The organism is Paenibacillus sp. J22P218, from assembly GCF_056269195.1.
On the sequence record NZ_JBWDNL010000002.1, the window covers coordinates 1,129,730 to 1,153,654 of the forward strand.

Below are 23,925 nucleotides of genomic sequence, written 5' to 3' on the forward strand. Positions count from 1 at the left end.
CGTATTTCATTAGAGAGGGGCAGCTTCGATGTCTATAACTTTAATTGCTGCCATGGACCGCAATCGTGCGATCGGTATTGAAAACCGCATGCCGTGGCGCTTGAAGGCAGAGATGGCTTATTTTACAGCCAACACAACGGGCAAGACCGTACTTATGGGCAGAAAAACGTTTGATTCGATTGGCAAACCGCTTAAGAATCGCAAAAACGTTATTTTGACTAGGCAAGCCGATTATATGCAGGAAGGCTGCGAGATTGTTCATTCCGTCGAGGAAGCGCTTGAGAAATATCGTGGCGATGAGTTGATGGTTATGGGCGGTGCCGATATTTATGAGCAGTTCCTTCCATTTGCGGACAAGCTGCTACTAACGGACGTCGAAGCTGACATTGAAGGAGCCGATGCTTACTTCCCGTCGTTCGATGAAACAGAGTGGCAAATGACCAAAGGCGAACATAAACAGAAGGATGAGCACAATACGTATAACTTCACATTTTGTACTTATTTACGTAAGCAGTAGCAATTTTTAGCGGGATCACGTATACTTTTTACGAACGTTATGTAAGATAGTGCAAATGATTGTGCGTATAATCCATTAACGTCCTTGTGACAGAAATGCTAGGATGTTTTACAATAGTATATAAGCACACTGAAAAAGTTTGTAGTTGAATATTTGATTATTTCCCGATATAGTTTTAAAGAGAATTGTTAAGATGGTAAACGGAAATTTGGATGGAGGAAATGCGATCATGTCTACACCTACTGGTTTTATGGAATATCAACGCGAATTGCCGGCCGATCGCGACCCGCTGGAGCGCATTAAAGATTGGCAGGAATTTCATAAGCATTTCTCGGATGAGCAGTTGAAGACGCAAGGCTCGCGCTGCATGGATTGCGGCACGCCTTATTGCCATACGGGAATGGAACTGGCGGGCTCTGTATCGGGCTGTCCGGTTAACAATCTCATTCCAGAATGGAATAACCTCATTTATCGTGGACTATGGCGTGAAGCGCTTGACCGCCTGCATAAAACGAACAATTTCCCTGAGTTCACGGGCCGTGTATGTCCAGCGCCTTGTGAAGGTTCCTGTACAGTCGGCCTTATTGGCGACGCTGTAACGATTAAGACGATCGAACAAGCTATCATTGACCGCGGCTTCGAAGAAGGCTGGGTCGTACCGCAGCCTCCGAAGATGCGTACGGGCAAGCGCGTTGCTGTCGTTGGTTCCGGCCCTGCCGGTATGGCGACTGCAGCACAATTGAACAAAGCGGGTCACACCGTAACGGTATACGAGCGCGCAGACCGCATCGGCGGATTGCTCACTTACGGTATTCCTACCATGAAGCTTGAGAAACATGTCGTTCAACGCCGCGTTGATTTGATGGAAGCGGAAGGCGTTGAATTCGTTACGAACACGGAGATCGGCAAAGACATTACCGCTAACGAGCTTGTTGAAAACTTTGATGCTGTCGTATTGTGCGGCGGATCGACTCGCGCTCGCGACGTCGAGATCGAAGGCCGCGACTTGAACGGCGTTCATATGGCAATGGACTACTTGAACGGCACGATCAAGAGCTACTTGGACTCGAACCTGGAAGATGGCAACTACATTTCGGCCAAAGACAAGGACGTTATCGTCATTGGCGGCGGCGACACAGGTTCAGACTGCGTAGCAACAGCTCTTCGCCACGGCTGCAAGTCGGTAACGCAATTCGGCACGCATGCGAAAGCTCCGCTTGAGCGTGATCAGATCAATAACCCTTGGCCGCAATTCCCGAACGTTTATACGCTTGATTACGCGCATGAGGAAGCGAAAGCGTTGTTCGGCGAAGATCCGCGCGCATTCTCCGTCTTGACGAAAAAATTCGTTGGCGACGAGAATGGCCAATTGAAAGAGCTCCACACGGTTCAAATCGAGCGTACGGTTGATGAGACTGGCCGCAAAATATATAGCGAAATACCGGGCACCGAGAAAGTATGGCCTGCCGACCTCGTATTCATCGCAGTCGGCTTCGAAGGTCCAGAGAAGCCGGTAATCGAGCAGCTCGGCCTTGAGCAAGACCGTCGCACGAATGTGAAAGCAGCCTACGGCAAATACAAAACCAGTGTGGACAAAGTGTTCGCAGCTGGCGATATGCGCCGCGGCCAAAGCTTGGTCGTATGGGCAATCAACGAGGGGCGCGAAGCGGCTCGCGAGGTTGACAAATATTTGATGGGATCGTCGATGCTTCCTTAATAAGAGGCTGGTGATAACATGTATTTAGATAAGCGCCTTCGGGCGCTTTTTCTCTTGCAGGGCAACAGCTGGACATGCCATTTAAGTTAGATTGTGGGGTAATTAATGTGATTAAGTATGGGTTGGATCGAGTGACGGAGCTGCGCTTTCATACGATTAAGCCGATGATTGAACGCCGGGATGATCAGTGGATCGACATTTCACTGCGCTTTGAGCTTGAACTCGCTACACCTATTCCTGATGATTTGATCGACTTCACAGGGCTGGTCATCTGCACGCATAGCGGTGCTATTGCGCAGATCGTGCCGCAGGACGAAGGCTGCGACTGTGAATATCAATTCACGGTAGGGGAGAAGGAGCAAATAACGAATTTTGTAAACCGCACCGATATTCAAGAGCTCATTCAGAAACTAAGCTCCCCATCGTAAGGAAAGTTGTGGTAAAATCGGTATGAGTTGATGCGAAGGAGCGATTAACGATGCCGGCCGAGGAAGCTTTGGTTGTTTCTCCGACTGATGTTAGAAACATTCGCAGCTATGTTCAACATAAGTATTCTTCAATGCCGCAGGAGCAACGGGCGGAGATCGTTGCTGATGCCGTTACTCGTATCATACATAAGCAGTTGCCTGCATTCGAAGAGTCGGTCAAACGATTGATTACTTCTGATTTGATTCGAAGCGCCGTTATGGAACAGGGACGACCGGTTAAGGCCGATGATATTTTCGACGCTTGCTTGGCATTGGATCGCAACGTTACTGCCATAGCGGTCCCATTCCACGAGTGGATAGAGCATCAATTGAACGTTCAATGCGATTCGGAAGTAACGGGGCGTGTGTTGGACAAGCTTGCTAATCCAAGCATGGAAAGCGATACGCACGCAGACAGCTTATGGACTCAGTTAAGAGCCGAACTTACCACGCATTCGGTGAGGCTGCATCAAGGTGCGGAGACTATTGAAACGGCTGAGGTAATCTCGCTTCCGAGTTCAGCGTCCGAGCTGATCAAGAAAAGGATTGAACGACGCAATCTGATGTATTTGTCGCTTTGCATCATTTTAGCTGTAACGTCCGTATTGTACGCCTGGTCATTGTCAAGGCCGTCAGCCGGTCAGATGCTGCCGCCTGTTGCGACGAATCCCGTACAGAAAGTCGAGATGGCCGCAGGCGGGCTGCCGATGGAGCTTCGTTATGCGCCGATTAATGAGGAAATGCTTATTCGCTACTTAGAGACGAAATCGTCCGTACTTGCGGAGCAGCCTTACTTCGATGCCATTATGGATGCCGCTCATGCATTCGATATTCATCCGATCCTGCTGTTCGCCATAACAGGGCAGGAGCAGGGCTTCGTTCCTAAGACGAATAAGCTAGCTGACGAGATAGCGAACAATCCTTTCAATGTGTTCCATAGCTGGAAGGAGTATAATACGACAATCCATGATTCAGCAGAAATTGCGGCTAGAACGATCTTTAACTTAAGCAAGGATAGACCGGCGGATGCCGATGCATTCACTTGGATTAACCGCAAATATGCCGAGGATCCGCGTTGGTCGGATGGCGTTCGATCGATTTTCGGCACGATTACAGCTTATGTCGAAGACTAAAAAATACAAGCTATTATAGGATTTTATAGCCTATTATTCAGGAATGAACCTGATTCGGATGAAGATCCGATCAGGTTTTTTTCTAGATATAGGAAAATTTCAATTCGCCATGCTTTCTCTATATTTCTCCGGAATGAAACGCGCAGCGCCTCCAAAGGACGGCGATAGCCGTTTCACCTTGTGAGAATAGGTCGCAAAGTAATGGCGAGAGCCAACGTTTATCTGTAAAATAGGTAATAGAATGATCGTAATGAAGGAGCGATTCTGTATTGAAGACGTTAATTATTGCGGAAAAACCCGATATGGGAAGAAATATAGCGGCCGCAATAGATCCGAAGGCGAAAAATCACCGTTCCTACATAGAAGGAGAGCATTATATTATTACGTGGGCGATCGGCCATCTCATCGGGCTTGCCGAGCCTGACGCCTATGACGATCGGTATAAAAAATGGAATATTAATGATCTGCCTATAATACCGGACAAGTTCAAGCTCATACCGAACCGGAAAACGATGGACCAGCTCAAGGTGATCGCCGATCTGGCGAAGCGCAGTGATAGACTTGTTAACTCATGCGATGCAGGGCGGGAAGGTCAATACATCTTCTCGCTCATTCAGCGGCATCTGAAGCTCTCGCAGCCGGTAAAACGGCTTTGGATATCGGACTTGACGCCTGAGACAATCAGGAAGGGGTTCGAGGAGCTGCGCGAGGGCTCAGAATACGAAAACCTGACGAAGGCGGCTACGGCTCGCAGTGAAGCGGACTGGCTGATAGGCATGAACGGCTCAAGGGCTTTCACGACAAAACATAATGTGTTGCTGTCCGTCGGACGCGTACAGACTCCGGTGCTTGCTCTGATCTATGATCGGCAGAAGCTGATTGAGGCGTTCTCATCGCTGAAGTTTTTCGAATTAGAGGGGCACTTCGCCCAAGGCGAAATGACGTATCGCGGCATGTGGCAGGGCGAGCGAATGACCGATAAGGAGAAGGCTGATGCTTTAGCTGCCAAGGTGAAAGGTAAGCCTGGGCGGATTGCTTCCTATGAGGTAAAGGATACGAAGGAATACCCGAACAAGCTGTACGACTTGACGCTGCTTCAGCGTGAAGCCAATGGCAAATACGGATTCTCGGCCAAGAAGACGCTCGACGTCGCTCAGGCTCTGTACGAGAAACATAAAGTGATCTCCTACCCGAGGACGAACTCCAACTATGTAACCGAGCAGAACATTCCGGAGATGCATAAAACGTTGAACGCGCTGCAAGGGACGGCTTACGATGAATTCGTGAAAGGCGCAAATCGCGGCCTCGTCCATAAAGGGAATAAATTCATCTGCAATCCGAGCAAAGTGGAAGATCATCACGCTATATTGCCGACTTATCGCAAGGCGAACGGTTTAAATCCGGATGAGCAAAAGCTGTATGATTTGATCGTGCGCCGGTTTCTGTCGCAATTCTATCCTGCAGCTGAATATAAGGTGCATACGGTAATTACAGAAGTTGAAGGCGAGAACTTCAAGACGACGGTGAAGGAGTTGCTCAGTTTAGGATGGAAAGTGATCTACGCCGATCAGAAGAAGGACAAGCCTAAGACGACAAAGGGTAAAGACAAGGAAGAGGCCGAGGACGAAGAAATCGAGGTCAGCGAGCCGTTCTCGATATCGGCCAACGAAGGTGTCACTTGCGCCGACGCCATTGTGAAGGAAAAGGATACGCAGCCTCCTAAGCATTATACGGAGGGAACGCTGCTGAAAGCGATGGAGAGCGCCGGCAAGCAGATCGAGGACGATGATGTGCGAGATGCGATGAAGGACTCGGGTCTAGGCACGCCGGCTACACGTGCGGCTACAATCGAGCGACTCAAAAATGTCGGTTATGTCGAAATGCAGGGCAAAAAGATCCTTATAACGCAAAAGGGCCGTACGGCCATTGAATTAATACGCGGTGCCGGTATCGAACTGCTAACTTCACCGGAAATGACCGGGATGTGGGAGCGTCGTCTGAATGAGATCGCGAGAGGCTCCGCTTCGGATCAGCAGTTTATGGACAATGTTAAGAAGTTCGCTACGATGATTGTCGATAAAGTGCGCGTACAGTCGCGCGCGAACAAAAACTCGTTCGAAAGCGAGGCGCCTGCTCAAAGCAAGACAACAAGAAGCAAAGGCAAGTCCGGAGGGGAACAGTCTGCATCCGCTTCAGGCGGTTCACGCGCTCGTTCAGCAAGTGCGAAGTCCTCAACCGGATCAAAGGGCGGCGTTGCCGTTCAATCCCCATCTGCGGCTTCTGAGCCGTCTGTAATCGGTGTATGTCCAAGTGCCGGATGCGGCGGGTCGATCTTCATGGGACGGAAGGGTTACGGCTGCTCGCATTATAAGGAAGGCTGCAAGTTCGTTATTTGGAAGGAAAGCTACGGTCGAAGCTTAACCGACGGTCAAGTGAAGTCATTGATTGAGAAGGGCAAGACGACGAAGCTAAAGGTGACCCTTGCGGATGGAACCCAGACGGAGGGCCGAATCGTATTAAGAAATGAATCGACCGGAGAATTAGCAATCGAATAAAACAATAGAGGCCGTATGGTTAGGAGGAAAACACATTTCCTAACCATACGGCCTCTTCGCATCTACAGTCTAGCGTCCAATGTAACGATGAATCGTATCCGGCACGTCCTTAAGCTGGTCGAGCGTGAAGAAAGCGCCTTTCGGTTCGACGTCTATATTGATGACGTTATATTGCCATTCCGACTTGGCTTTCATATGGATCGCATGGATTCCAGCAGTCAGGGCAGGCACAACGTCCGTGCGAATCGAATTGCCGACCATCCATGTTCGGTTGCGGTCGAAGGGACCTTCAGACAATATGGTCTCCAACGCTTCACTATTCTTCAATCGACGAATATAAATGCGCGAATCGAAGTAGCGCTCCAACTGCAGCTTCTCGATCTTGCGCCGCTGGATTAGCATCTCGCCGCCAGTATATAAGTGAAGCTCATGGCCGGTATTAGCCAGCTCATACAGCGTCTGCTCCATGTTCGGATAAGGCTCATTGTCATGCTCATACACACTTAATCCGAGCTTCCATAGCAAGTCCTCTTCAGACTTGGAACGTCTGCGTCCGCTCAAATTACAGAAATGAACATAGGTGTCAACGAACGACTGCGGAAAATGCTCGCTCTTGAAGCCGAACACCGCAACGCCGGCAATATCAATCTCGGTCTGCTTGTCTCGAATGGCATCGGCTGTAATGTCAGGGAAGCCCTGGAACCACGTAGTCATCGCATCGACGAATTGATCGATAACGAGATAAAAATATTTGTTGCAGTGAATAAGCGTATCGTCCAGGTCGAACATAATTTGCTGCTTCATAGGGAGCGTCTCCTTTGTAGGGCGATTGGCTGCTGTATGAACAATCTACCGCAATGAAGACGCAGAGTCAATGTAACGATGTTTATTTATGGGAGGGTTATGATTTCACATAAATATCCAGCTACATTCGCATAATGATACTGGAGGTGATAAGCATGCCATTCAACAAAAGCAGCAAAACGAAGAATCAGCAAAATCATTCCAGCTTCCGCGAGCAATCGATAACGCTGAAATCGGAGAAGTTCGCAAAGAGGCCGCCGAGCTTGAACGGGATTAATAAACAGTTGCCTTAACGGGGATTGAAGGTTTCGCGAAAAGGAGAGGTTAAGCACCTCTCCATCCGCGTTCTATAGATTAGAAATTAAGCGTATTTGAGCTGCGAGGCAGCAAGCTGATTCTTAATGAAATCGATTCTTCGACGTACATAAAAGTCCAGGCTGTCACCCTTCAAGTCTCTCGGAGCGATCACCTCCTCTGCATTATTGTCGATAATGACAAGCCGCCCGTCCGGGTAGAACTTAAAGGTTAGGTCGCGATAAGGGCGTCCTTTCTCTACATAACGGTAATTTTCGCAAAGTTTTTTCATGATGATCGATCCTCCTTAAATGATTTGTAATTTATACGCAATTCAGAACATTTGTTCTTGTTTTCATTATACCAAACATTTGTTCGTATGGAAACTATTTTTTGTTTCCCGTAAACTAGATTTATAGATACGACTGTCGCAAGCAGAAGGAGCGCGAGCAATGATAAGAATTCAGCGTTTGACGAAACAAATTCCTGGTGGACCGAAGGTGCTTGATCAAGTGAGCTTCGAGGCGCAGCCAGGTGAATTTATAGCGATCAAAGGAAGCAGCGGCAGCGGCAAGTCCATGCTGCTTAAGTGCTTGTCGCTACAAGAGAATTGGACGGAAGGCTCGTATTATTTCGACGGGGCCGACGTGTTCAAGCAAGGGATCATGGCGAAGAGCAACGTACGGCAGCAGGTTGCCTACCTCGAAGAGAAGCCGTTCTTGTTCCCTTCGAAGACAGGGCTTAAGAACGTTATTATCGGATCGGTCTCTCAGACGCCTGCTTGGCGCCGTTGGACGGGAATGGTCCGCAATGACGACTATATGGGCGCGATGGATATGATCGAGAAGCGCGGCCTCATTGATAAGGCGCATCAGAAGGCGAGTACGTTAAGCGGCGGCGAGCGCCAGCGTATGGCCGTTGCAAGAGCGCTTGTCCATGGCGCGAAGGTAATCGCGGCGGACGAGCCTGTATCCGGACTAGACCCGCATACGGCCGATCAAGTTCTTTCCGACTTGAAAGCGCTTTGTCGCGATCAAGGCGTCATCGTTATTGCAGTTCTTCATCAGGGAGATTGGGCAGAGCGGTTCGCGGACCGGATAATCGGCTTGAATGCCGGCAAGATCGTGCTTGATGTGAAGGGCCGCAGGCTCACGGAAAGAGAGAAGCAGTTGCTGTGACGGAGATTCAACTGCGCGTCATAGCCGAAGAGGAACTGGCTGCAGCGATTACGCTGGAGCGGAGCTGCTATACGCCTGAGGCTGCAGCAACATTCGAAGGATTTCAGCATCGGAATCGCGTATATCCTGCTTATTTCTGGTCAGCTTGGGCGGACGGAAAGCTCGTAGGCATCGCGAACGGAGTTCGAACTTCACAAGAGGAGTGCGGCGATGAGATGAAAGGTGCGCATGGCGATGATCCGGCAGGTCATAGCTTCTGCGTACTCACCGTAGCAGTCGATACGAATTATCGCAGGCAAGGTATAGGAGGCATGCTGCTTCGGAAGCTTTTTGGCCAGTGCCGCAGCGATGAGCTGCGTTCCATCGTCCTCATGTGCGAAGAGCACTTGATCGGCTTCTACGAACAGGAAGGCTTCGCTCTTCACGGACGATCGGCTTCCAATCATGGAGGCATCGTATGGTATGAGATGAGCCTAGACCTGCATACAATGGAGCATCTTACCGAATAGGAAGGTGTTCTTAAGGATGGCATTCCAATCACCCGTCGTGGTGCAGACCGCCAAGGCTCATTTTCACAAAGCGGACCTTGCGGTGCCGCATATATCCGGAGGCGTCAGCTCGGCGGCTGACAAACGAATCAATGACGCAATTAAGAAAAGCGCTCAGAAGCTAGTCGACAGCCAAGGTTCGCTTCAAGACCCGAACGCCGAAATGATCGGTTACTTTGAACAGAAGACGAACGAGAAAGACGTGCTGAGCTTGTCGCTATATAACTACGCTTATACAGGCGGAGCACACGGTCTGACGTTGCAGGATTCGCTAACGTTCAAGCAATCGACTGGCGAAACGTATACGCTTGCTCAACTGTTCAAGCCTGGAAGCGACTATGTGTCACGATTGAACGAGATTATCGCGGCGCAAATCAAGGAGAGGGACATCGCTCCGATTGAACCGTTCAAGTCGATTCGTCCTGATCAAGATTTCTATATCGCCGATCGTTCGCTCGTCATCTACTTCCAAATCTATGAATTAACGCCATATGTGTTCGGCTTTCCTTATTTTCCGATATCGGTATACGATATCGAGGACATTATCAATGAAGATGGTCCGCTTGGACAAATGGTTCCGAATGATTAAATGATTACGAGATCATACCGCAGCCGCATCCCTACAGATGCGGCTCTTTCCTATTCTGCGGTGGCTATTCAATTGGTGGTCCAATAGAGCATGTCCGAGGATTGCCGCTCATATATTAAGGTATGGAGGTGTTCGATTTGGTAGTTGCACTAATTGGGTTGCTGTTAGCAGCGGCGGTATTCGCCGCGATTCTAGCAGGTGCGCTCAAAGCGCAAACAAGCGTGAAAAATTCCGGTTATCAGAGCATGATCAGCTACGGGGCTTCGACCCAATTGCTGCAGGATAAGCATGAATTGCATCGTTTCGGCATCGCTCAGCAGCTTCGCAGGCATCTGGGCGGGATGTCCATCTTCGGCCTGTCCTTCAACGTGATGGCATTGGTCGGAGGGGCGGCATTCCTGTATGGACCGGCATTAAAAGAAGGCGGACCATCGGTTATCGGTTTCGGCTTTCCGATCTTGGCTTTATTGGCGCTTTTGGTCAGCGCCTCGCTAGCGGAGCTGGCATCAGCGGTGCCAACAGCCGGCGGGGTCTATCATTGGGCTACGGCCATGGGCGGCCGCAAGTGGGGCTGGCGGACAGGCGCCTTTCATGCCGCAGGACAGCTTGCAACTTTAACGCTGCTTAATGCGGCTTGTGCCGGATTGCTCGATGCCTTCCTATCGGCCAGACTTCATTATGATCCATCGCTCCTCACATTTTGGACAATGGTGGTGACACTTACGATTGCGCAAGCGGCCGCCAACCACTGGGGAACGCGCGGGCTTAAATACATATTGGCAGGCGGTGTGTGGCTTCAAATGATTGCCGCCGCGCTAATCGTTGGCGGACTCGTTTGGCTATTCTGGCCTGGCAGCTATTCGCCGATCGTATTGTTCCAATTCCATAATGCGCAGCTGAGCGGAACGGTGAACGCCAGCGCGTTCATCGGCGGTACCTTGCTGCTGCAGAAGCTGTTCATCGGAATGGATGCGGCGAGCCAAGGAGCGGAGGAGACGATTGAGCCTCGCGTGAAGGTGCCTTGGGCTATTTATTTGTCCACTGCTTACACCTATATCGTCGGGTTCGCGATGCTGGCCTTTATGACATTGACTTTGACCTATACGGCTGAAGGCAATGCGGGAGCAGGTTTGTTCATCAATAGCGCCCTTGTCGGTTGGGGAGGCGCATGGATCATTGGTGCGATAGTTCTGCTGTCGTTGTGGGTGAGCGGTCTGCAGACTTTGACGGTTTGCTCGAGAGCGCTGCTTAGCTTGGCGCGGGACGAAGCGCTCCCCCTAAGCAAATGGTGGACGAAAGTGTCCGAGCGTCATCAAACACCCGCTAGCACGGTCTGGTTGAGCGCTAGTATGGCGGTTGTCATTCTCGCTGCCGCACAATTAATTACGGCAACTGGATATATTATGCTGCTAGTTTCCTTCAGCGTCATTTGCATACATACTTCCTACGCCATTCCAATCGCGATGAAGCTGCAGCAGAATAATCAGCTGCAGGCGGAGCAACGCGCGCCATGGCATCTCGGACGATGGAGCCGGGCAGTTAGTTGGATCGCGGTTATATGGCTTGTCGTCTCCGCGGCGCTTGCAGCAGGTTATCTCCATCGCTGGGGAGCAATCGGGGCAGCGCTCGTTCTGCTGGCGGCAACGACAATGGATTTCAGATATGAGAAGCGCCGCCTCGTCAGTATGCAAAGCCGCGCCAAGCGAAGCCGCAAAGAGCTGTTACGGATGGAGAAAAAGTTTCCACTGCAATAACGGGGAAATAATGATTGTTGAAGATAAAAATTTCCCGGGGAAGCGCATGAAGCTACACGATAATAATGAATTCGACATCAAGTTCCGATCGTTTTTCCGCCTATATTCGACAGTAGAGATAACATTAATTATTAACATCATAAATTAATTGAAGGATGTTATCTTTGCCATCTTCTCCCTTCCACGATTATAATAGGACTATAGCAATCAACTTGTGGGAGGAAGCAGATCATGTCGGTGGAACCGGTCGTATCGTTGCCGTTGCCGAAAGTCGTATCGCTTAATGTCGGCATGCCGGTTGCGATGGCTCATGGCACGAAAGAAGTTGTATCAGGAATTGTGAAGCAAGCATCGGAAAAAACGCATGCTTTGTCGTATACCGGTTTGGAGGGGGACGGTCAGGGAGATACCGTTCATCACGGCGGGCGCGACAAAGCTATTTGCGTTTATTTCGAGAGGCATTTGCCGCATTGGTCGGATAAATACAATCGATTTTTCGAAGCCGGTGCGTTCGGGGAGAACTTAACGGTATCAGAGTGGACGGAGCATGACTTATGCATAGGTGATATTGTGCAGATTGGCGATGTTATCGTACAAGTCAGCCAGCCTAGGCAGCCATGCTATAAGCTTGGATTGCGCCATGAACTTCAGGAGCTTCCGCAGGACGTTCAGCTCAGCGGTTACACCGGGTTTTATTTTCGCGTGATTAAGGAAGGTATGCTGAAGACAGGCTTGGAGCTTAATCGCATTGGGCGCCATCCGACAGCCAAATCGATTGCCGAAGCGAACCGGCTCATGTATATCGACAAGGAGGATGCGGCTGGTTTGCGCGAGCTGTTATCGGTGGAAGAGCTCTCGATTAGCTGGCAAGAGCAGCTTGGCAAGCGACTGCGGAGGCTTGAACAGCAGAAAGCTTAAACGCATCACATGAATCGGTGCTTAGCTTTAAGGAGGACAACCGGCAGTGAAGGACAACATAGATTTTGCGCTATTTTTGGATCCATATTCGTTCAAAGACGATTGGCGCATCGAGCATAAGGAAAGCGGCATGAATAATACAACCCGGATGGTAACGGCGGGCACCGAACGATTCGTTCTGCGGATTTATAATAATCATAAGGACAGCGACATTGTTGCCCTCGAGCATGAGCTGCTGGCGTGGCTTAATACGAAAGCGCTGCCTTTTCAAGTGCCGCTGCCCATTCGCAATAAGCTTGGTTCGACCGTAACAAAGGCTGGGGACGGAACTATCGCTTCGTTATTCCGTTTCATCGAAGGAGATCGAACGGATGCTGAGGAGAACCATCATGTGTACTTGCTTGGCCGAGCGGCTGGTGAATTGACCGCAGCGTTAAAGGATGCAAATCCTTCGAAACCGCCCATCTACAGCCCTTATTATTTGCTCGAAGAAACATATGCGGCAATGGACGAGGAGTGCTTTATTGCGTTAAATGAACGGTCTGACGAGCTGAATGCAAGGCGTAATAGGATGATCGCTCTCATGTCAGAACGGCAAAAACTGAAGCCGTTAAGCGATAGCATCGCGGAGCTGCCAAAGCAGTGGATTCATGGCGATCTCGTTTTCAACAATACTGTAGTCCGAAATGAGAGGATATCAGGCGTGCTGGACTTCGAGTTCTGCACCGTAGATGTACGGGCGATGGAGCTGGCGGTAACCGCTGTCGATATGATCAGACCGGGGCGGGAGGATGTGCTCGAGCGGATTAATCTTCTATTTGCGGGCTATTCCGAGATCATAAAGCTGTCGGCTCGAGAGCTGGAGCTGCTGCCGGCGATTATGAAGCTTAGGCTTCTCGACGTTGCTTTGCATTTCGCAATAAGGTTCAAGGATGGGCTGGATACGGACGATGTGCTGTGCGGCATTATCGATCAATCTGCTTATGGCTGCGAGTGGGTAGAACGTAATTGTAATGAGCTGCTTCATCAGCTTCAGTCATAAAGATTCATTACTTTCAGAGAGGATGGGATGCAACATGAACTTGGCGCAAGCACTCGGATATAAGGAAGAGGATCGGCTTCTTATCGTGAATGGGGATGACTTCGGTTCTTGTCATTCCGTTAATGTCGGCATCCAGCAATTGCTGGAGGAAGGCGCCATCAGCTCGGCAACGTTAATGCTTCCTTGCGCTTGGGCTCGCGAAGCGGCTTTATGGAGCGCTTCTCATCCGGAGCTCAATGTAGGTATTCACTTTACGTTCACAAGCGAGTGGGATGCTTATCGTTGGGGTCCTGTGAATCGCAAGGGCGACAGCTCCTCGCTCGTTACGAATGAAGGCTACTTTCCGCCGGACTGCAAGACATTCGAGCAACAAGCCGATGAGGAGCAAGTAAGAGCGGAACTGATCGCACAAGTGGAGATGGCTCTGCAGCTCGGCGTTAAGCCGACGCATGCCGACAATCATATGGGCAGCCTCTATGGACTGACAACCGGACGCAACTTCTTGCCGATCGTATTCGATGTATGCGCTGCATATGGTTTGCCTTTCCGGTTGCCACGTTATCTGCTGCAGGAAGATGGTCAGGTGGCGCCTCCCGAGATGGCGGAGCAAGCGAAGCAGCTTGCCGATTATGCAGCATCGAAGGGCGTAGTCGTGCTTGATTATTTGCTTGGGCTGCCATTCCAATTGCAAGAGGGCGAGACGTATGAAAGCTTCAAAGCGAATATGGTCGGCTTGCTGCGAGGGCTGCGTCCTGGCGTAAGCGAGGTCATTATACATCCATCCGTCGTGTCTGATGAGCTGCGGGCCTATCACTATCAAGCTGAGAAACGCGGGATGGAGCTGGAATTATTCCGCGATCCAGATATATTGCGTACGTTAGAAACCGAAGGAATTAAAATGATCCGCTGGAGCCAACTGCAAGAGCTGCAACAGAAGCTAGCCGATCAGGCAAGCCAATAAGAAGGAGCTGCGTACATGTCATTCGAATCTGTCAAACAATTAGCTGAAACCGTTAGAAGCAACATCGGCCGCGTCATTATCGGAAAAGAAGAAGTAATCGATCTGCTGCTGATCGGACTAATCACATCAGGACATGTGCTGCTTGAGGATGTGCCGGGAACAGGCAAAACGCTTCTGGCCAAGTCGCTAGCGAAGTCATTGTCTTTGCAATTCAAGCGGATTCAGTTCACGCCGGACTTATTGCCGTCGGATCTAAGCGGCATTCATTTCTATAATCAGAAGCAAAGCGAATTCGAGTTCCGTTCCGGACCATTGTTCACAAATCTGCTGTTGGCGGATGAGATTAACCGCGCGACTCCGCGCACACAATCAAGTCTTCTCGAATGTATGGAGGAGCGGCAGATTAGCATAGACGGAGAAACAAAATGGCTCGAGCGGCCGTTCATGGTCATTGCGACGCAAAATCCGGTCGAGCACCATGGTACGTTCCCGCTGCCGGAAGCGCAGCTTGACCGTTTCTTGTTCAAAATAAAGATGGGCTATCCGACAACTGAAGAGGGAATACGTCTGTTAAAAAGGTTCAAAGATAATGATCCGTTGCAGTCGCTCGAGCCTGTTGCGGAGCAAGCCGCCATTGTGCAGGCTCAGCAGTCTTATACGGCTGTAACGATCTCGGATGACGTGCTTGGTTATTTGCTTCGACTTGTCGAGCAGACAAGATCGAGAGAAGAGGTCGCGATCGGCGTCAGCCCTCGCGGCAGCCAAGCGCTCTTGCGCGCCGCTCAGGTTCATGCCATTCTTCGCGGCCGCGATTTCGTAACGCCTGACGATATTAAGGCGATGGCTAGGCCAGTTCTTGCGCATCGTCTCGCATTGCGCGGATTGCAGCGCAGCCATAACCATGCGGAGGCGATTATTGATGATATTATTCGCCAGACGCACGTGCCAGCGGAAGCCGGCTTAGCCGTGAAGTAGGCGGCAGGCGATGCTATTATTTTGGTTCATTGTCGCCACTGTTATCATTTTATTCATACAGAGCCGTGTATTTCGCCGATATGCGCTTAAGCATATTAGCTATGAAAGACATTTTCAGCAAAAGACAAGCTATCGCGGTGAGCAGGTTGAACTGGTCGAGCAGATTTCCAACAGCAAGTGGCTGCCCGTTCCTTGGCTGCGCGTAGAATCGCAATTGTCCGCTTTCCTGCGATTCCAGCACGATGACAACTTTGCCGTCAGCAGCGGTCAGCTCTCCCAGAATCATAAGAGCTTCTTCACCTTCCGGCCGTATACGAAGGTGACCCGCAAACACCGCTTCACTTGTGCGAGAAGAGGCTGGTATCGTCTTCAGACCGTGACGCTGACGGGCGGCGATTTGCTTGGGCTTACGAGCGCATCGCGTCAGATTCCGCTCTCGAGCGAGCTGATCGTTTATCCGAAGCCGGCACAAGTGCCTGTACAAGAGCTGCCCTATCATAGCTGGCAGGGCGAGCAAACGGTCAAGCGCTGGATCGTCAGCGATCCGTTCGTTATAGCGGGAGTTAGAGAATATCAGCCTGGCGATAACTTCAAGCAGGTCAATTGGAAAGCGACGGCGAGGACGGGGAAGCTGCAGGTGCATCAGCATGACTTTACCGCCGACCGCCGGCTGATGATTTATTTGAACGTGGACGATGCGGAGGGCATGTGGCGTTCGGTATCAAATGATGCGCTCATTGAACAAGGCATCGAATGGGCGGCCGGCGCTGCTGAAGCCGTTATCGCAGAGGGAAGCGAAGTGGGTTTCGCGACGAATATGCCGTTATTCGGGGAGCGAGACAGCGTTCGCATCGAGCCAAGAGGCGGGCACGAGCAGCTTATGACTATATTTGAGAACATGGCCAAGCTGGAGATCGAGCGAACGGAGCTGTTCGATCGTTTGTTGGAAATGGAGGCAGCCCGCGGACTGCACGATATGGATATTCTGGTCATCTCCGCGTATTGGAATGAGTCGCTGGAGCAGGCGGCGGAGCATTTGCGGTACAACGGAAATGCCGTTGCTGTGTGGCACTTAACCGACCCGTCCGATAAGCGCAGCTCAGAACAGTCGAATCCAGCTGGTCAAGCTGCAAGCGGGCAAGCGGAAGAGGTGATCGCTTAATGAAGTCAATGATGCGTTCAGGCTCGATGGCATCCCTCGTCCAAGGTTACGTGGAGCTTCTATTTTTCTTGCCTTTCGTCTTAACCGCAGCCGTATACACACTTGGCGATAGCGCCGTCTGGCCTTGGAGCGTTTCGTTAGGTATCGGCTATTGGGCGGGCTCCTCCATAATAGGGGCAAAGCCGATCAAGCGAAGAATATATCGGTTGCTGCTAGCAGCAGGCTTAGGTTTATTTTTAACGGTGTTAACTTTCTTGCTTGTTGAACAACAATTAAGTCCAATACCTGTCGTGATCTGCAGCTTTATTGGTGCTGTTTTCGGTTATCGAGGAATGGCATCGAAGATACGTGGATGGTTCAATTCTTTTCCAAACTCGCAGCTGTTAACAGCCGTATGCGCATATATAGCTGTTCAGCCGCTCAAGCTTTTTTTGTTAAAAGAGCTATCCTCCTATAATGTCGTGCTCATTTGCTGCGGAATTGCGGCCGTTATTTTGTTTTTCTTTATTGCGAATGAGAGACATATTGGCGCGGAGACAGCCGACACGGGCAAGTCGAAGACAACGCTTGATTTCAAGCGTCAAAATCGGCTTTGGATCGGTTTGCTGCTCGCGGTCATAGCCATAATAACGATGTTCAGGCAAATTCAACATGCTGTCGAACGTTTCGTTAAGCAAATCATCGATTCGATTATGGAATGGATGAATCGACCTCGGGAGAACGAGGTGCAGAGCGAGCCGCCTAGTGAAGCGCCGCCGCCGGCATTGCCTCAGACCGAGACCAAGCCTCCTGCTGATTGGGTCGTTCTATTGGAGCAAATATTGAAGATCGCGGCAACGATACTCGTCATTGTAGTCGTCTGTTTCCTGCTCTATTACTTAGGTAAAAAGCTGTATCGGCTCGTTCAGTCCTTCATCTCGAAAATATGGGAGCGAAGCGCAGATCGGCAGGGTGACGACGCGAACTATTCGGATGAAGTCGAAAGCTTAATGTCGTATACGAAGCTGAAGGATCAATTAAACGGCTCGCTGCGGAGATTGAGTCTTCGAGGGAAGGACAAGGAGCCTGGTTGGCAGGATCTGAAGTCGAACGCCGAACGGATTCGTTATTTGTACAAGAGACTGCTGAGTGGCGGAATGAAGACAGGCTATACAGTCATTCCTAGCTTGACGCCACGTGAGACGGCTGCCGATATGGAGAAGAAGAAACAAACCGTTATTGCATCTGAACATGTAACGCCGCTTATCGATGTCTACGAAGGTGTTCGTTACGGTGACAAGTCACCAAGCGACGAGACGGTAGCCGAACTAAAGCGGAAGCTTGATATACAGTAACAGGTAACGTTCGAGTATTTGTCCATGTATAGAGTGGAAATCATCCAGCCAAACAGGCAGTTGAACGTTGGTCAATCGCTTTTGAGTGGAAAATATACAGCCTAATTCACTCTTGCAGCTCAATTCCACCAAACTGACCGCATTAGCCTGTAGGAACTCCAATCAAACTGCTGATTTGATGTTATTTAGCCCATTTGACTGGATGAAATCCACTCAGCAGGGGAATCTGGCGTTACTTGATACGAGAAGGCAATAGACTAGGAGTAAGCAATGGCGATGCCGGGATAATTACCCGACACCGCCATTTTTGTATTATGCGAGCTGGGTTAGTCCCGTTTGCTCATGATATGGTCTGCTATTTTGTTGCCGTGATAACGGCCGGATTCGATAAAGATTTCATTCGCTTCGTGCCTGGAAGCTACGACGCCGGCGAGGTAAATGCCAGGAATATTCGTCTCCATCGTCGCTTCATTAAAGGTCGGATAACCTTCCGCTTCCATCGTTACGCCCGTTTGTGTTAAGAAGTTGCGGTCGGGGTGGAAGCCGGTAAGCGCAAGGACAAAATCGTTCGGAATCATTTCGGCGCCTTCCGGTCCTCGTATCGTAATGTCATTGTTGCCGATGGCTGTAACCGTGGAGCTGAATCGCATTTGTATGAGTCCTTGAGCCACTTTCTTCTCGAAGCCCGGTCTTACCCAAGGCTTGATGCTGGAGGAGTACGTTTCACCGCGATAAATAACCGTTACTTTAGCACCAACACGCTCCAGCTCCAGTGCAGCATCGATGGCCGAGTTGCTGCCGCCGATAATGGCGACCTGCATGCCGACATAGGGATGGGATTCGCGGAAGAAGTGGCTCACTTTATCAAGCTCTTCGCCGGGTATTCCGAGAACGTTCGGATTATCGAAGTAGCCGGTAGCGATAATGACGTACCGGGCAAAGTAGGCTCGCGGTTCACCGAACCGATTTTCACCTTTGACCACGAAGCCATCGCCTTCGCGTTCAATGCTTTTGATCGTTTCATAAGCTTGCACACGTATTTGATGGCGCTGAGCAGCTACACGATAATAATGAAGCGCTTCAAGACGTGATGGCTTTTCACTAGCCGTCGTAAAAGGGATGTCCCCGATCTCCAGCCGATCCGGGGTGCTGAAAAATTGCATATAAGTCGGGTACTGCGAAATAGAATAAACGATATTTCGCTTCTCAATGGTGAGCGGATTCAAGCCGATTCTCTGCAGCTCTATTGCTGCAGCTAAACCGCAAGGTCCTGCTCCGATAATGATAGCTTCTTCCTTCTGCATCGTATGATGTTCCCTCCTGAAACCAGTCGTCATCTTTATTTATCTATCGATCATTTTACTTGGGTCAACCGTGTTTATGCAAATTTGGCGTTTGACTCTCTTGTACAGGCAATGGAATATTGTATAATAATGTGTAACCGTTCTTACGTGAGGAGGAGCCAGCATGCAGCGGCGTTTTGTGATAGAAGCAGTATTAGTAGCAACGTATGGGCATCTGCTCGTACCGAGTCGGCCCATAGATTATGTCGTTCCTTATTCTTCGATTGCCGAATTATATGAGATGCGGGACGGAGCCGATCCGGTCATGGACGATCCGGATGATGACGGTCACGTGAAAGCGAAGATTAACGATCTCATCGCTTTCTTCGAGGATCCGCTCAACCGCAAGAAGATAGAGAAGGCGATGCAAGTGCCATGGCGCGAGAGCTCGCCGTTGCTCTTGAATGAGATGATCCAGTTTACGGTTGTGCATGGGGTAGATAATGCGCATTATGGAGAGACGTTCGACCCGATCGAAACCGAGCTATTGCTCACAGGCATGAAGCTCAATATTCCGCTCTTATCCGATCAATTCGAATTTCAAGACCGACTCATCGAAGCAGGCGTTCCGGTGCAGGTCTATGATATAGAGGATTTCGAGTTTGCGGTAGAAGAAGGCATATCGACTGAAGATTTGGAAATGTCTAACGAGCCATAAAAGAAGAAGCGCTGGAGGCCGCTTGCCAATGAAGGATGGGCGGCTGTCAAGGCGTATTTTTTTTGTTTAGCCTCTTGCGCATCTATTTGCCAAGGTGTTAAGATTTGGTTGGGTTAGAAAACAATACTACCGAAATTAAAGAAGAAGGGGGTCATCGTATGTTTAATTGGACTGTTGGTGAGCAAGGCCGTAACATCGCGTTGTCGAATCAGTTCCAGCCCATTGTTCAAACATGCCGACCGGCCTGCCTTCGCAAAGCGGTGACCATATAGCGAGATAGCTATGCTGTCAGCCGTTAATACGAAGACCGCGAGCCTATCTAAGGCTTGCGGTCTTTTTGATTTCTTAAGCAGTAGAAAGGGGTTGGCAAAATCGAAATGAAAACGCTCATGAGAATTATGGTCTACGTAAGGCCAAGCGCCAAATGGGTCGTAACCGCAATAACCATTATGGTGGTAGCAACACTGATCGATCTAGTAGCGCCATGGATCCTCAGGGAGATATTCGATAAGGGTATCGACAAAAAAGATATGTCTGTCGTTTTCTGGTTGACGCTCTCGCTTATCGGCGTACAGGCGATTAAGAGCGGAGCGATGTTCGTACAAGGCTATTCGCAGGAGCTTGTCGGGCAAAATGTCGTGTTCCAGTTACGCAAGGAATTATATGCGCATTTGCAACGGCTATCTTTCTCCTATTACGATCGTGCTCAGACGGGGCAATTAATGTCCCGAATGACCGGGGATATCGACTCGGTCAAAAACTTCGTCGGCTTCGGGGCGATGAATCTCATTACGGGAATGCTTACTTTTTTGGGAACGGTCATCTTTATGATGTCGATGCAATGGAAGGTTACGTTGATAAGTCTTGTGACGATCCCGCTGATCTTATTCGTACTGTGGAGATTCAATCATAAAGTCGGTCCGGCTTGGAGTAATATTCGGGAGCAGATGGGACGGTTAACGACGACGCTTCAGGAAAATATTTCGGGCATACGAGTTGTAAAGTCGTTCGCTACAGAGAAGGTTGAAGAGCGGAAGTTCGCCGAGCGCAACGAACAGAACTTCGAGACGAACATGGAGCGCGCCAAGCTGGAGGCACGCGCCTTCCCGCAGATGGGCTTTTACGGCGGACTTACCTTCGTGCTCATGATATGGATCGGCGCTATCTTCGTCGTGAAAGGTGAGATGACGCTCGGAACGTTCATGGCGTTCCAATGGTACACATGGGGAATTATTTGGCCGCTCAACATGCTTGGCTGGCAGATCAACATTATGCAACAGGCGATGAAGGCAGCTCCCCGCGTGTTCGAGGTGTTGGATACGAAGGTCGATATCGCGTCGCCAGCAAACGGTGCTTCAACTGACGGCATGAGCGGCAATGTTGTGTTTAACAACGTTTCTTTTTATTTCGACGACCAAGATCAAGAGAAGGACAGCCCGATTTTGGACCGCATATCGTTCAAGGTTGATCGAGGCGAGGTTATCGGCGTATTAGGTTCGACCGGTTCCGGCAAAAGCAGCTTGATCGGCTTGTTGTCCAGATTTTATGACGCTGCAAGCGGACGGGTGCTCATAGACGGCATTGATGTCAGAGACTACGACCTCGACGGCTTGCGCAAGAGCATCGGCATTGTGCCGCAGGAAACATTCTTATTCTCTGCTTCAATTCGTGATAATATCGCATACGGCTGCCCGGATGCAACGCAGGAGCAGATCGAGAACGCAGCCAAAAAGTCGCAAATACATGACTTTATCGTCGGCTTGCCGGACGGTTACAATACGCGCATCGGTGAACGAGGCGTTGGTCTCTCCGGCGGTCAGCGTCAGCGTGTAGCGCTGTCGCGCGCGATCCTCATGGATCCGCCGATCCTAGTACTGGACGAGGCGACGGCAAGCGTTGACACCGCAACCGAGTCGGCGATTCACGAAGCGTTGCTGGAGGTTATGGAAGGGCGGACGACATTCATTATTGCTCAGCGCTTGTCCTCCATTCAACATGCGAACCGAATTATCGTACTTGAGAACGGACGCATAACCGAAGAAGGCACGCATAAGGAACTGAATGAGCGAGGCGGCTTCTTCAGCCAGTTATTCAACCGTCAGAAGCAGATTGCGCTGCATAAATAACCATTTTACTTAAGAAACGAGGTGCTGCATGAGTCAAGTCGAATGGGATATGGATGAAGATATCGAGGAAAAACCGTTTAATATGAAATATATGCGGCGAATGCTGCGCTACCTATACCCGTACAGAAAGCTGATGAGCTTAGTTGTTGTCATTGTACTGCTCAACATGCTGCTAAGCTTATCCGAGCCGATTATACTCGCTTATTTGATCGATAAAGGCATTGGAGATAAAAACTATGCCGTCATTACTGCGCTAGGGGCGTCATTACTCGGCATCCGAATCATAAGCTGGCTGTTCAGCTGGATGCATACGAGATGGATTAATTTCACCGGCCAACGGATTTTATTCGATCTGCGTCAACAGTTGTTCAATCATCTGCAATCGTTGTCGTTCCGTTTCTTCGACGGTCGTCCGGCAGGCAAGATTATGTCGCGGATAACGAACGATACGAACGCCATCGGCGAGTTGATCAACGGCGGCTTAATAACGATGGTAATGGAAGTCACGCATTTGCTCGGCATTGTCATCATCTTGTTCTGGATGGATTGGCAGCTTGCCATCCTATCGTTCGTTATGATGCCTTTATTGTATTTAATCGTTGCCAAAGTCAGGCCGAAGATCGAGGGCTCTTGGTCGCGTTCGCGTTCCACGATGTCCGCGATCAACGGCAACCTGAACGAGACGATCCAAGGTATACGCGTCGTTCAAGTGTTCTCGCGCCAAAATAAAAATAACGACAAGTTCAACGAAATCAACATGCGTAATAAGAAAGCGTTCATGCGCGCCATTACGCTTGAATCGACTGTCTATCCGCTTGTCGAGATGATCGGGATGATCGGCACGTGTATCGTCGTTTGGTTCGGCGCTATTCGTGTCATCGACGGCGCTTTGTCGCTAGGCTTCATTATGGCGTTCATCAACTATTTGTGGCGTTTCTGGGGCCCGCTCAGCGCCTTGTCGAAGGTGTACAGTCAATTGCTCTCGGCTATGGCATCCGCGGAACGTATATTTGAGGTATTGGACACCGACTCCGAGGTGAAAAACAGCAGCGACGCCCGCGAGCTGCCGCCAATAGCAGGAGGAGTGGAGTTCGAGCATGTCTCCTTCCGTTATGAAGAGAATAAGCCTGATGTGCTTCATGACGTCAGCTTTAAGGTGAAGCCGGGGCAACGCGTGGCCCTCGTTGGTCCAACCGGCGCTGGCAAGAGTACGATCGTCAATCTGCTCATGCGTTTCTATGACGCAACTGACGGCAGCGTACGAATTGACGGTATGGATGTGAAGGATGCAACGCTGGAGTCTTTGCGCAAGCAAATGGGGATCGTGCTGCAGGATTCCTTCATCTTCGCGGGAACAGTGGAGCAAAATATGCGCTACGGTAACGAGGATGCGAGTGATGAACAGCTTCGCAAAGCGGGGGAGAGCGTACGATTAGACCGTGTCGTCGCACAGCTCTCGGACGGCTATGCAACAGAGTTGGAGGAACGAGGCTCGAAGCTGTCGGTCGGACAGCGCCAGCTGCTTGCATTCGGACGGGTATTGTTGTCCGATCCGCGCATCCTCATTCTCGATGAGGCGACATCCAGCGTCGATACGGAGACAGAGCAGCATATCCAGGAAGCGCTTCAGACGTTGCTTGCAGGACGTACGGCGTTCATTATCGCTCACCGGTTATCCACGATACGAGACGCAGATATTATCCTCGTCGTACAGGACGGCCGTATTGCGGAACAAGGCTCGCATGAAGCTCTAATGAAGCAGGGTGGGCTATATGCGAACCTCGTGTTGACGCAGCTGTCGATGCAGGAATCCGTTATATTGCAGACGAGTTAGTTAAACTGCAGCACTT

At 50.2% G+C, this 23,925-nt stretch carries 22 protein-coding genes; 19 read left to right on the forward strand and 3 right to left on the reverse strand.

Annotation, left to right across the window (positions count from 1 at the left end; translation table 11 throughout):
• Positions 1-28: 28 nt before the first annotated feature.
• The 5 genes from AC0YN0_RS14235 (at position 29) to AC0YN0_RS14255 (ending at position 6,389) form a co-directional block, all read left to right on the forward strand.
• The gene (locus tag AC0YN0_RS14235) at positions 29-517 is read left to right on the forward strand and encodes a dihydrofolate reductase (RefSeq protein WP_442049745.1); all 489 of its coding nucleotides are present in this window, start codon (positions 29-31) and stop codon (positions 515-517) included.
• A 229-nt stretch (positions 518-746) separates the two neighbouring features.
• Positions 747-2,234, forward strand: a complete 1,488-nt coding sequence (locus tag AC0YN0_RS14240) for a glutamate synthase subunit beta (RefSeq protein WP_475821914.1) — start codon at positions 747-749, stop codon at positions 2,232-2,234.
• A gap of 107 nt (positions 2,235-2,341) precedes the next feature.
• Positions 2,342-2,662, forward strand: a complete 321-nt coding sequence (locus AC0YN0_RS14245) for a hypothetical protein (protein ID WP_475821793.1) — start codon at positions 2,342-2,344, stop codon at positions 2,660-2,662.
• A 50-nt stretch (positions 2,663-2,712) separates the two neighbouring features.
• Positions 2,713-3,834, forward strand: a complete 1,122-nt coding sequence (locus tag AC0YN0_RS14250; RefSeq protein WP_475821794.1) for a hypothetical protein — start codon at positions 2,713-2,715, stop codon at positions 3,832-3,834.
• Positions 3,835-4,103: 269 nt separating this feature from the next.
• Positions 4,104-6,389 (forward strand): type IA DNA topoisomerase, encoded by a 2,286-nt coding sequence (locus tag AC0YN0_RS14255; protein WP_475821795.1) that lies wholly within the window; start codon positions 4,104-4,106, stop codon positions 6,387-6,389.
• Between the two features lie 69 nt (positions 6,390-6,458).
• On the opposite strand, the gene AC0YN0_RS14260 is transcribed toward AC0YN0_RS14255, so the two are convergent.
• Positions 6,459-7,193: an HAD family hydrolase gene (locus AC0YN0_RS14260; RefSeq protein ID WP_475821796.1), complete on the reverse strand. Its 735-nt coding sequence runs from the start codon at positions 7,191-7,193 to the stop codon at positions 6,459-6,461.
• Positions 7,194-7,348: 155 nt separating this feature from the next.
• On the opposite strand from AC0YN0_RS14260, the gene AC0YN0_RS14265 reads away from it, so the two are divergent.
• Positions 7,349-7,486 (forward strand): hypothetical protein, encoded by a 138-nt coding sequence (locus AC0YN0_RS14265; protein WP_337101378.1) that lies wholly within the window; start codon positions 7,349-7,351, stop codon positions 7,484-7,486.
• 68 nt (positions 7,487-7,554) lie between these two features.
• On the opposite strand, the gene AC0YN0_RS14270 is transcribed toward AC0YN0_RS14265, so the two are convergent.
• Complete coding sequence (locus AC0YN0_RS14270) at positions 7,555-7,779, reverse strand: hypothetical protein (protein ID WP_337101377.1); 225 nt, start codon at positions 7,777-7,779, stop codon at positions 7,555-7,557.
• Between the two features lie 160 nt (positions 7,780-7,939).
• Between AC0YN0_RS14270 and AC0YN0_RS14275 the strand changes: the two genes are divergently transcribed.
• The 10 genes from AC0YN0_RS14275 (at position 7,940) to AC0YN0_RS14320 (ending at position 17,948) form a co-directional block, all read left to right on the forward strand.
• Complete coding sequence (locus AC0YN0_RS14275) at positions 7,940-8,665, forward strand: phosphonate ABC transporter ATP-binding protein (RefSeq protein WP_475821797.1); 726 nt, start codon at positions 7,940-7,942, stop codon at positions 8,663-8,665.
• The gene (locus tag AC0YN0_RS14280; protein WP_475821798.1) at positions 8,662-9,174 is read left to right on the forward strand and encodes a GNAT family N-acetyltransferase; all 513 of its coding nucleotides are present in this window, start codon (positions 8,662-8,664) and stop codon (positions 9,172-9,174) included. The genes AC0YN0_RS14275 and AC0YN0_RS14280 overlap by 4 nt, the downstream gene beginning before the upstream one ends.
• Before the next feature lie 16 nt (positions 9,175-9,190).
• Positions 9,191-9,802, forward strand: coding sequence for a DUF3298 and DUF4163 domain-containing protein (locus AC0YN0_RS14285; RefSeq protein WP_475821799.1), 612 nt, complete (start codon positions 9,191-9,193; stop codon positions 9,800-9,802).
• A gap of 137 nt (positions 9,803-9,939) precedes the next feature.
• Positions 9,940-11,556, forward strand: coding sequence for an amino acid permease (locus tag AC0YN0_RS14290; RefSeq protein WP_475821800.1), 1,617 nt, complete (start codon positions 9,940-9,942; stop codon positions 11,554-11,556).
• 231 nt (positions 11,557-11,787) lie between these two features.
• Positions 11,788-12,474, forward strand: coding sequence for an MOSC domain-containing protein (locus tag AC0YN0_RS14295; protein WP_475821801.1), 687 nt, complete (start codon positions 11,788-11,790; stop codon positions 12,472-12,474).
• A 46-nt stretch (positions 12,475-12,520) separates the two neighbouring features.
• The gene (locus AC0YN0_RS14300) at positions 12,521-13,516 is read left to right on the forward strand and encodes a phosphotransferase (protein WP_475821802.1); all 996 of its coding nucleotides are present in this window, start codon (positions 12,521-12,523) and stop codon (positions 13,514-13,516) included.
• 34 nt (positions 13,517-13,550) lie between these two features.
• Positions 13,551-14,477: a polysaccharide deacetylase family protein gene (locus AC0YN0_RS14305; protein WP_475821803.1), complete on the forward strand. Its 927-nt coding sequence runs from the start codon at positions 13,551-13,553 to the stop codon at positions 14,475-14,477.
• A 15-nt stretch (positions 14,478-14,492) separates the two neighbouring features.
• Positions 14,493-15,452 (forward strand): AAA family ATPase, encoded by a 960-nt coding sequence (locus AC0YN0_RS14310; RefSeq protein ID WP_475821804.1) that lies wholly within the window; start codon positions 14,493-14,495, stop codon positions 15,450-15,452.
• Positions 15,453-15,462: 10 nt separating this feature from the next.
• Entirely contained in the window at positions 15,463-16,614 is a 1,152-nt protein-coding gene (locus tag AC0YN0_RS14315; protein WP_475821805.1) for a DUF58 domain-containing protein, read from the forward strand.
• Entirely contained in the window at positions 16,614-17,948 is a 1,335-nt protein-coding gene (locus tag AC0YN0_RS14320) for a DUF4129 domain-containing protein (RefSeq protein ID WP_475821806.1), read from the forward strand. Before AC0YN0_RS14315 ends, AC0YN0_RS14320 begins: the two co-directional genes overlap by 1 nt.
• 326 nt (positions 17,949-18,274) lie before the next feature.
• Here the strand turns inward: AC0YN0_RS14320 and AC0YN0_RS14325 are convergent, their stop codons facing one another.
• Complete coding sequence (locus tag AC0YN0_RS14325) at positions 18,275-19,252, reverse strand: YpdA family putative bacillithiol disulfide reductase (RefSeq protein ID WP_475821807.1); 978 nt, start codon at positions 19,250-19,252, stop codon at positions 18,275-18,277.
• A 163-nt stretch (positions 19,253-19,415) separates the two neighbouring features.
• On the opposite strand from AC0YN0_RS14325, the gene AC0YN0_RS14330 reads away from it, so the two are divergent.
• The 3 genes from AC0YN0_RS14330 (at position 19,416) to AC0YN0_RS14340 (ending at position 23,909) form a co-directional block, all read left to right on the forward strand.
• Entirely contained in the window at positions 19,416-19,949 is a 534-nt protein-coding gene (locus AC0YN0_RS14330; protein ID WP_475821808.1) for an ADP-heptose synthase, read from the forward strand.
• A gap of 377 nt (positions 19,950-20,326) precedes the next feature.
• Positions 20,327-22,075: an ABC transporter ATP-binding protein gene (locus AC0YN0_RS14335; RefSeq protein ID WP_475821809.1), complete on the forward strand. Its 1,749-nt coding sequence runs from the start codon at positions 20,327-20,329 to the stop codon at positions 22,073-22,075.
• Positions 22,076-22,103: 28 nt separating this feature from the next.
• On the forward strand, positions 22,104-23,909 hold the full coding sequence (locus AC0YN0_RS14340) for an ABC transporter ATP-binding protein (RefSeq protein WP_475821810.1): 1,806 nt from the start codon (positions 22,104-22,106) through the stop codon (positions 23,907-23,909).
• The last annotated feature ends 16 nt before the right edge of the window (positions 23,910-23,925 follow it).

Bases quoted from the DNA above. Each gene is read 5' to 3' on its own strand.
- AC0YN0_RS14325 (WP_475821807.1), bottom strand. From the start codon at position 19,252: ATGCAGAAGGAAGAAGCTATCATTATCGGAGCAGGACCTTGCGGTTTA.
- AC0YN0_RS14275 (WP_475821797.1), top strand. From the start codon at position 7,940: ATGATAAGAATTCAGCGTTTGACGAAACAAATTCCTGGTGGACCGAAG.
- AC0YN0_RS14305 (WP_475821803.1), top strand. From the start codon at position 13,551: ATGAACTTGGCGCAAGCACTCGGATATAAGGAAGAGGATCGGCTTCTT.
- AC0YN0_RS14330 (WP_475821808.1), top strand. From the start codon at position 19,416: ATGCAGCGGCGTTTTGTGATAGAAGCAGTATTAGTAGCAACGTATGGG.
- AC0YN0_RS14270 (WP_337101377.1), bottom strand. From the start codon at position 7,779: ATGAAAAAACTTTGCGAAAATTACCGTTATGTAGAGAAAGGACGCCCT.
- AC0YN0_RS14315 (WP_475821805.1), top strand. From the start codon at position 15,463: ATGCTATTATTTTGGTTCATTGTCGCCACTGTTATCATTTTATTCATA.
- AC0YN0_RS14320 (WP_475821806.1), top strand. From the start codon at position 16,614: ATGAAGTCAATGATGCGTTCAGGCTCGATGGCATCCCTCGTCCAAGGT.
- AC0YN0_RS14265 (WP_337101378.1), top strand. From the start codon at position 7,349: ATGCCATTCAACAAAAGCAGCAAAACGAAGAATCAGCAAAATCATTCC.
- AC0YN0_RS14285 (WP_475821799.1), top strand. From the start codon at position 9,191: ATGGCATTCCAATCACCCGTCGTGGTGCAGACCGCCAAGGCTCATTTT.
- AC0YN0_RS14295 (WP_475821801.1), top strand. From the start codon at position 11,788: ATGTCGGTGGAACCGGTCGTATCGTTGCCGTTGCCGAAAGTCGTATCG.
- AC0YN0_RS14340 (WP_475821810.1), top strand. From the start codon at position 22,104: ATGAGTCAAGTCGAATGGGATATGGATGAAGATATCGAGGAAAAACCG.
- AC0YN0_RS14260 (WP_475821796.1), bottom strand. From the start codon at position 7,193: ATGAAGCAGCAAATTATGTTCGACCTGGACGATACGCTTATTCACTGC.
- AC0YN0_RS14310 (WP_475821804.1), top strand. From the start codon at position 14,493: ATGTCATTCGAATCTGTCAAACAATTAGCTGAAACCGTTAGAAGCAAC.
- AC0YN0_RS14240 (WP_475821914.1), top strand. From the start codon at position 747: ATGTCTACACCTACTGGTTTTATGGAATATCAACGCGAATTGCCGGCC.
- AC0YN0_RS14235 (WP_442049745.1), top strand. From the start codon at position 29: ATGTCTATAACTTTAATTGCTGCCATGGACCGCAATCGTGCGATCGGT.
- AC0YN0_RS14335 (WP_475821809.1), top strand. From the start codon at position 20,327: ATGAAAACGCTCATGAGAATTATGGTCTACGTAAGGCCAAGCGCCAAA.
- AC0YN0_RS14250 (WP_475821794.1), top strand. From the start codon at position 2,713: ATGCCGGCCGAGGAAGCTTTGGTTGTTTCTCCGACTGATGTTAGAAAC.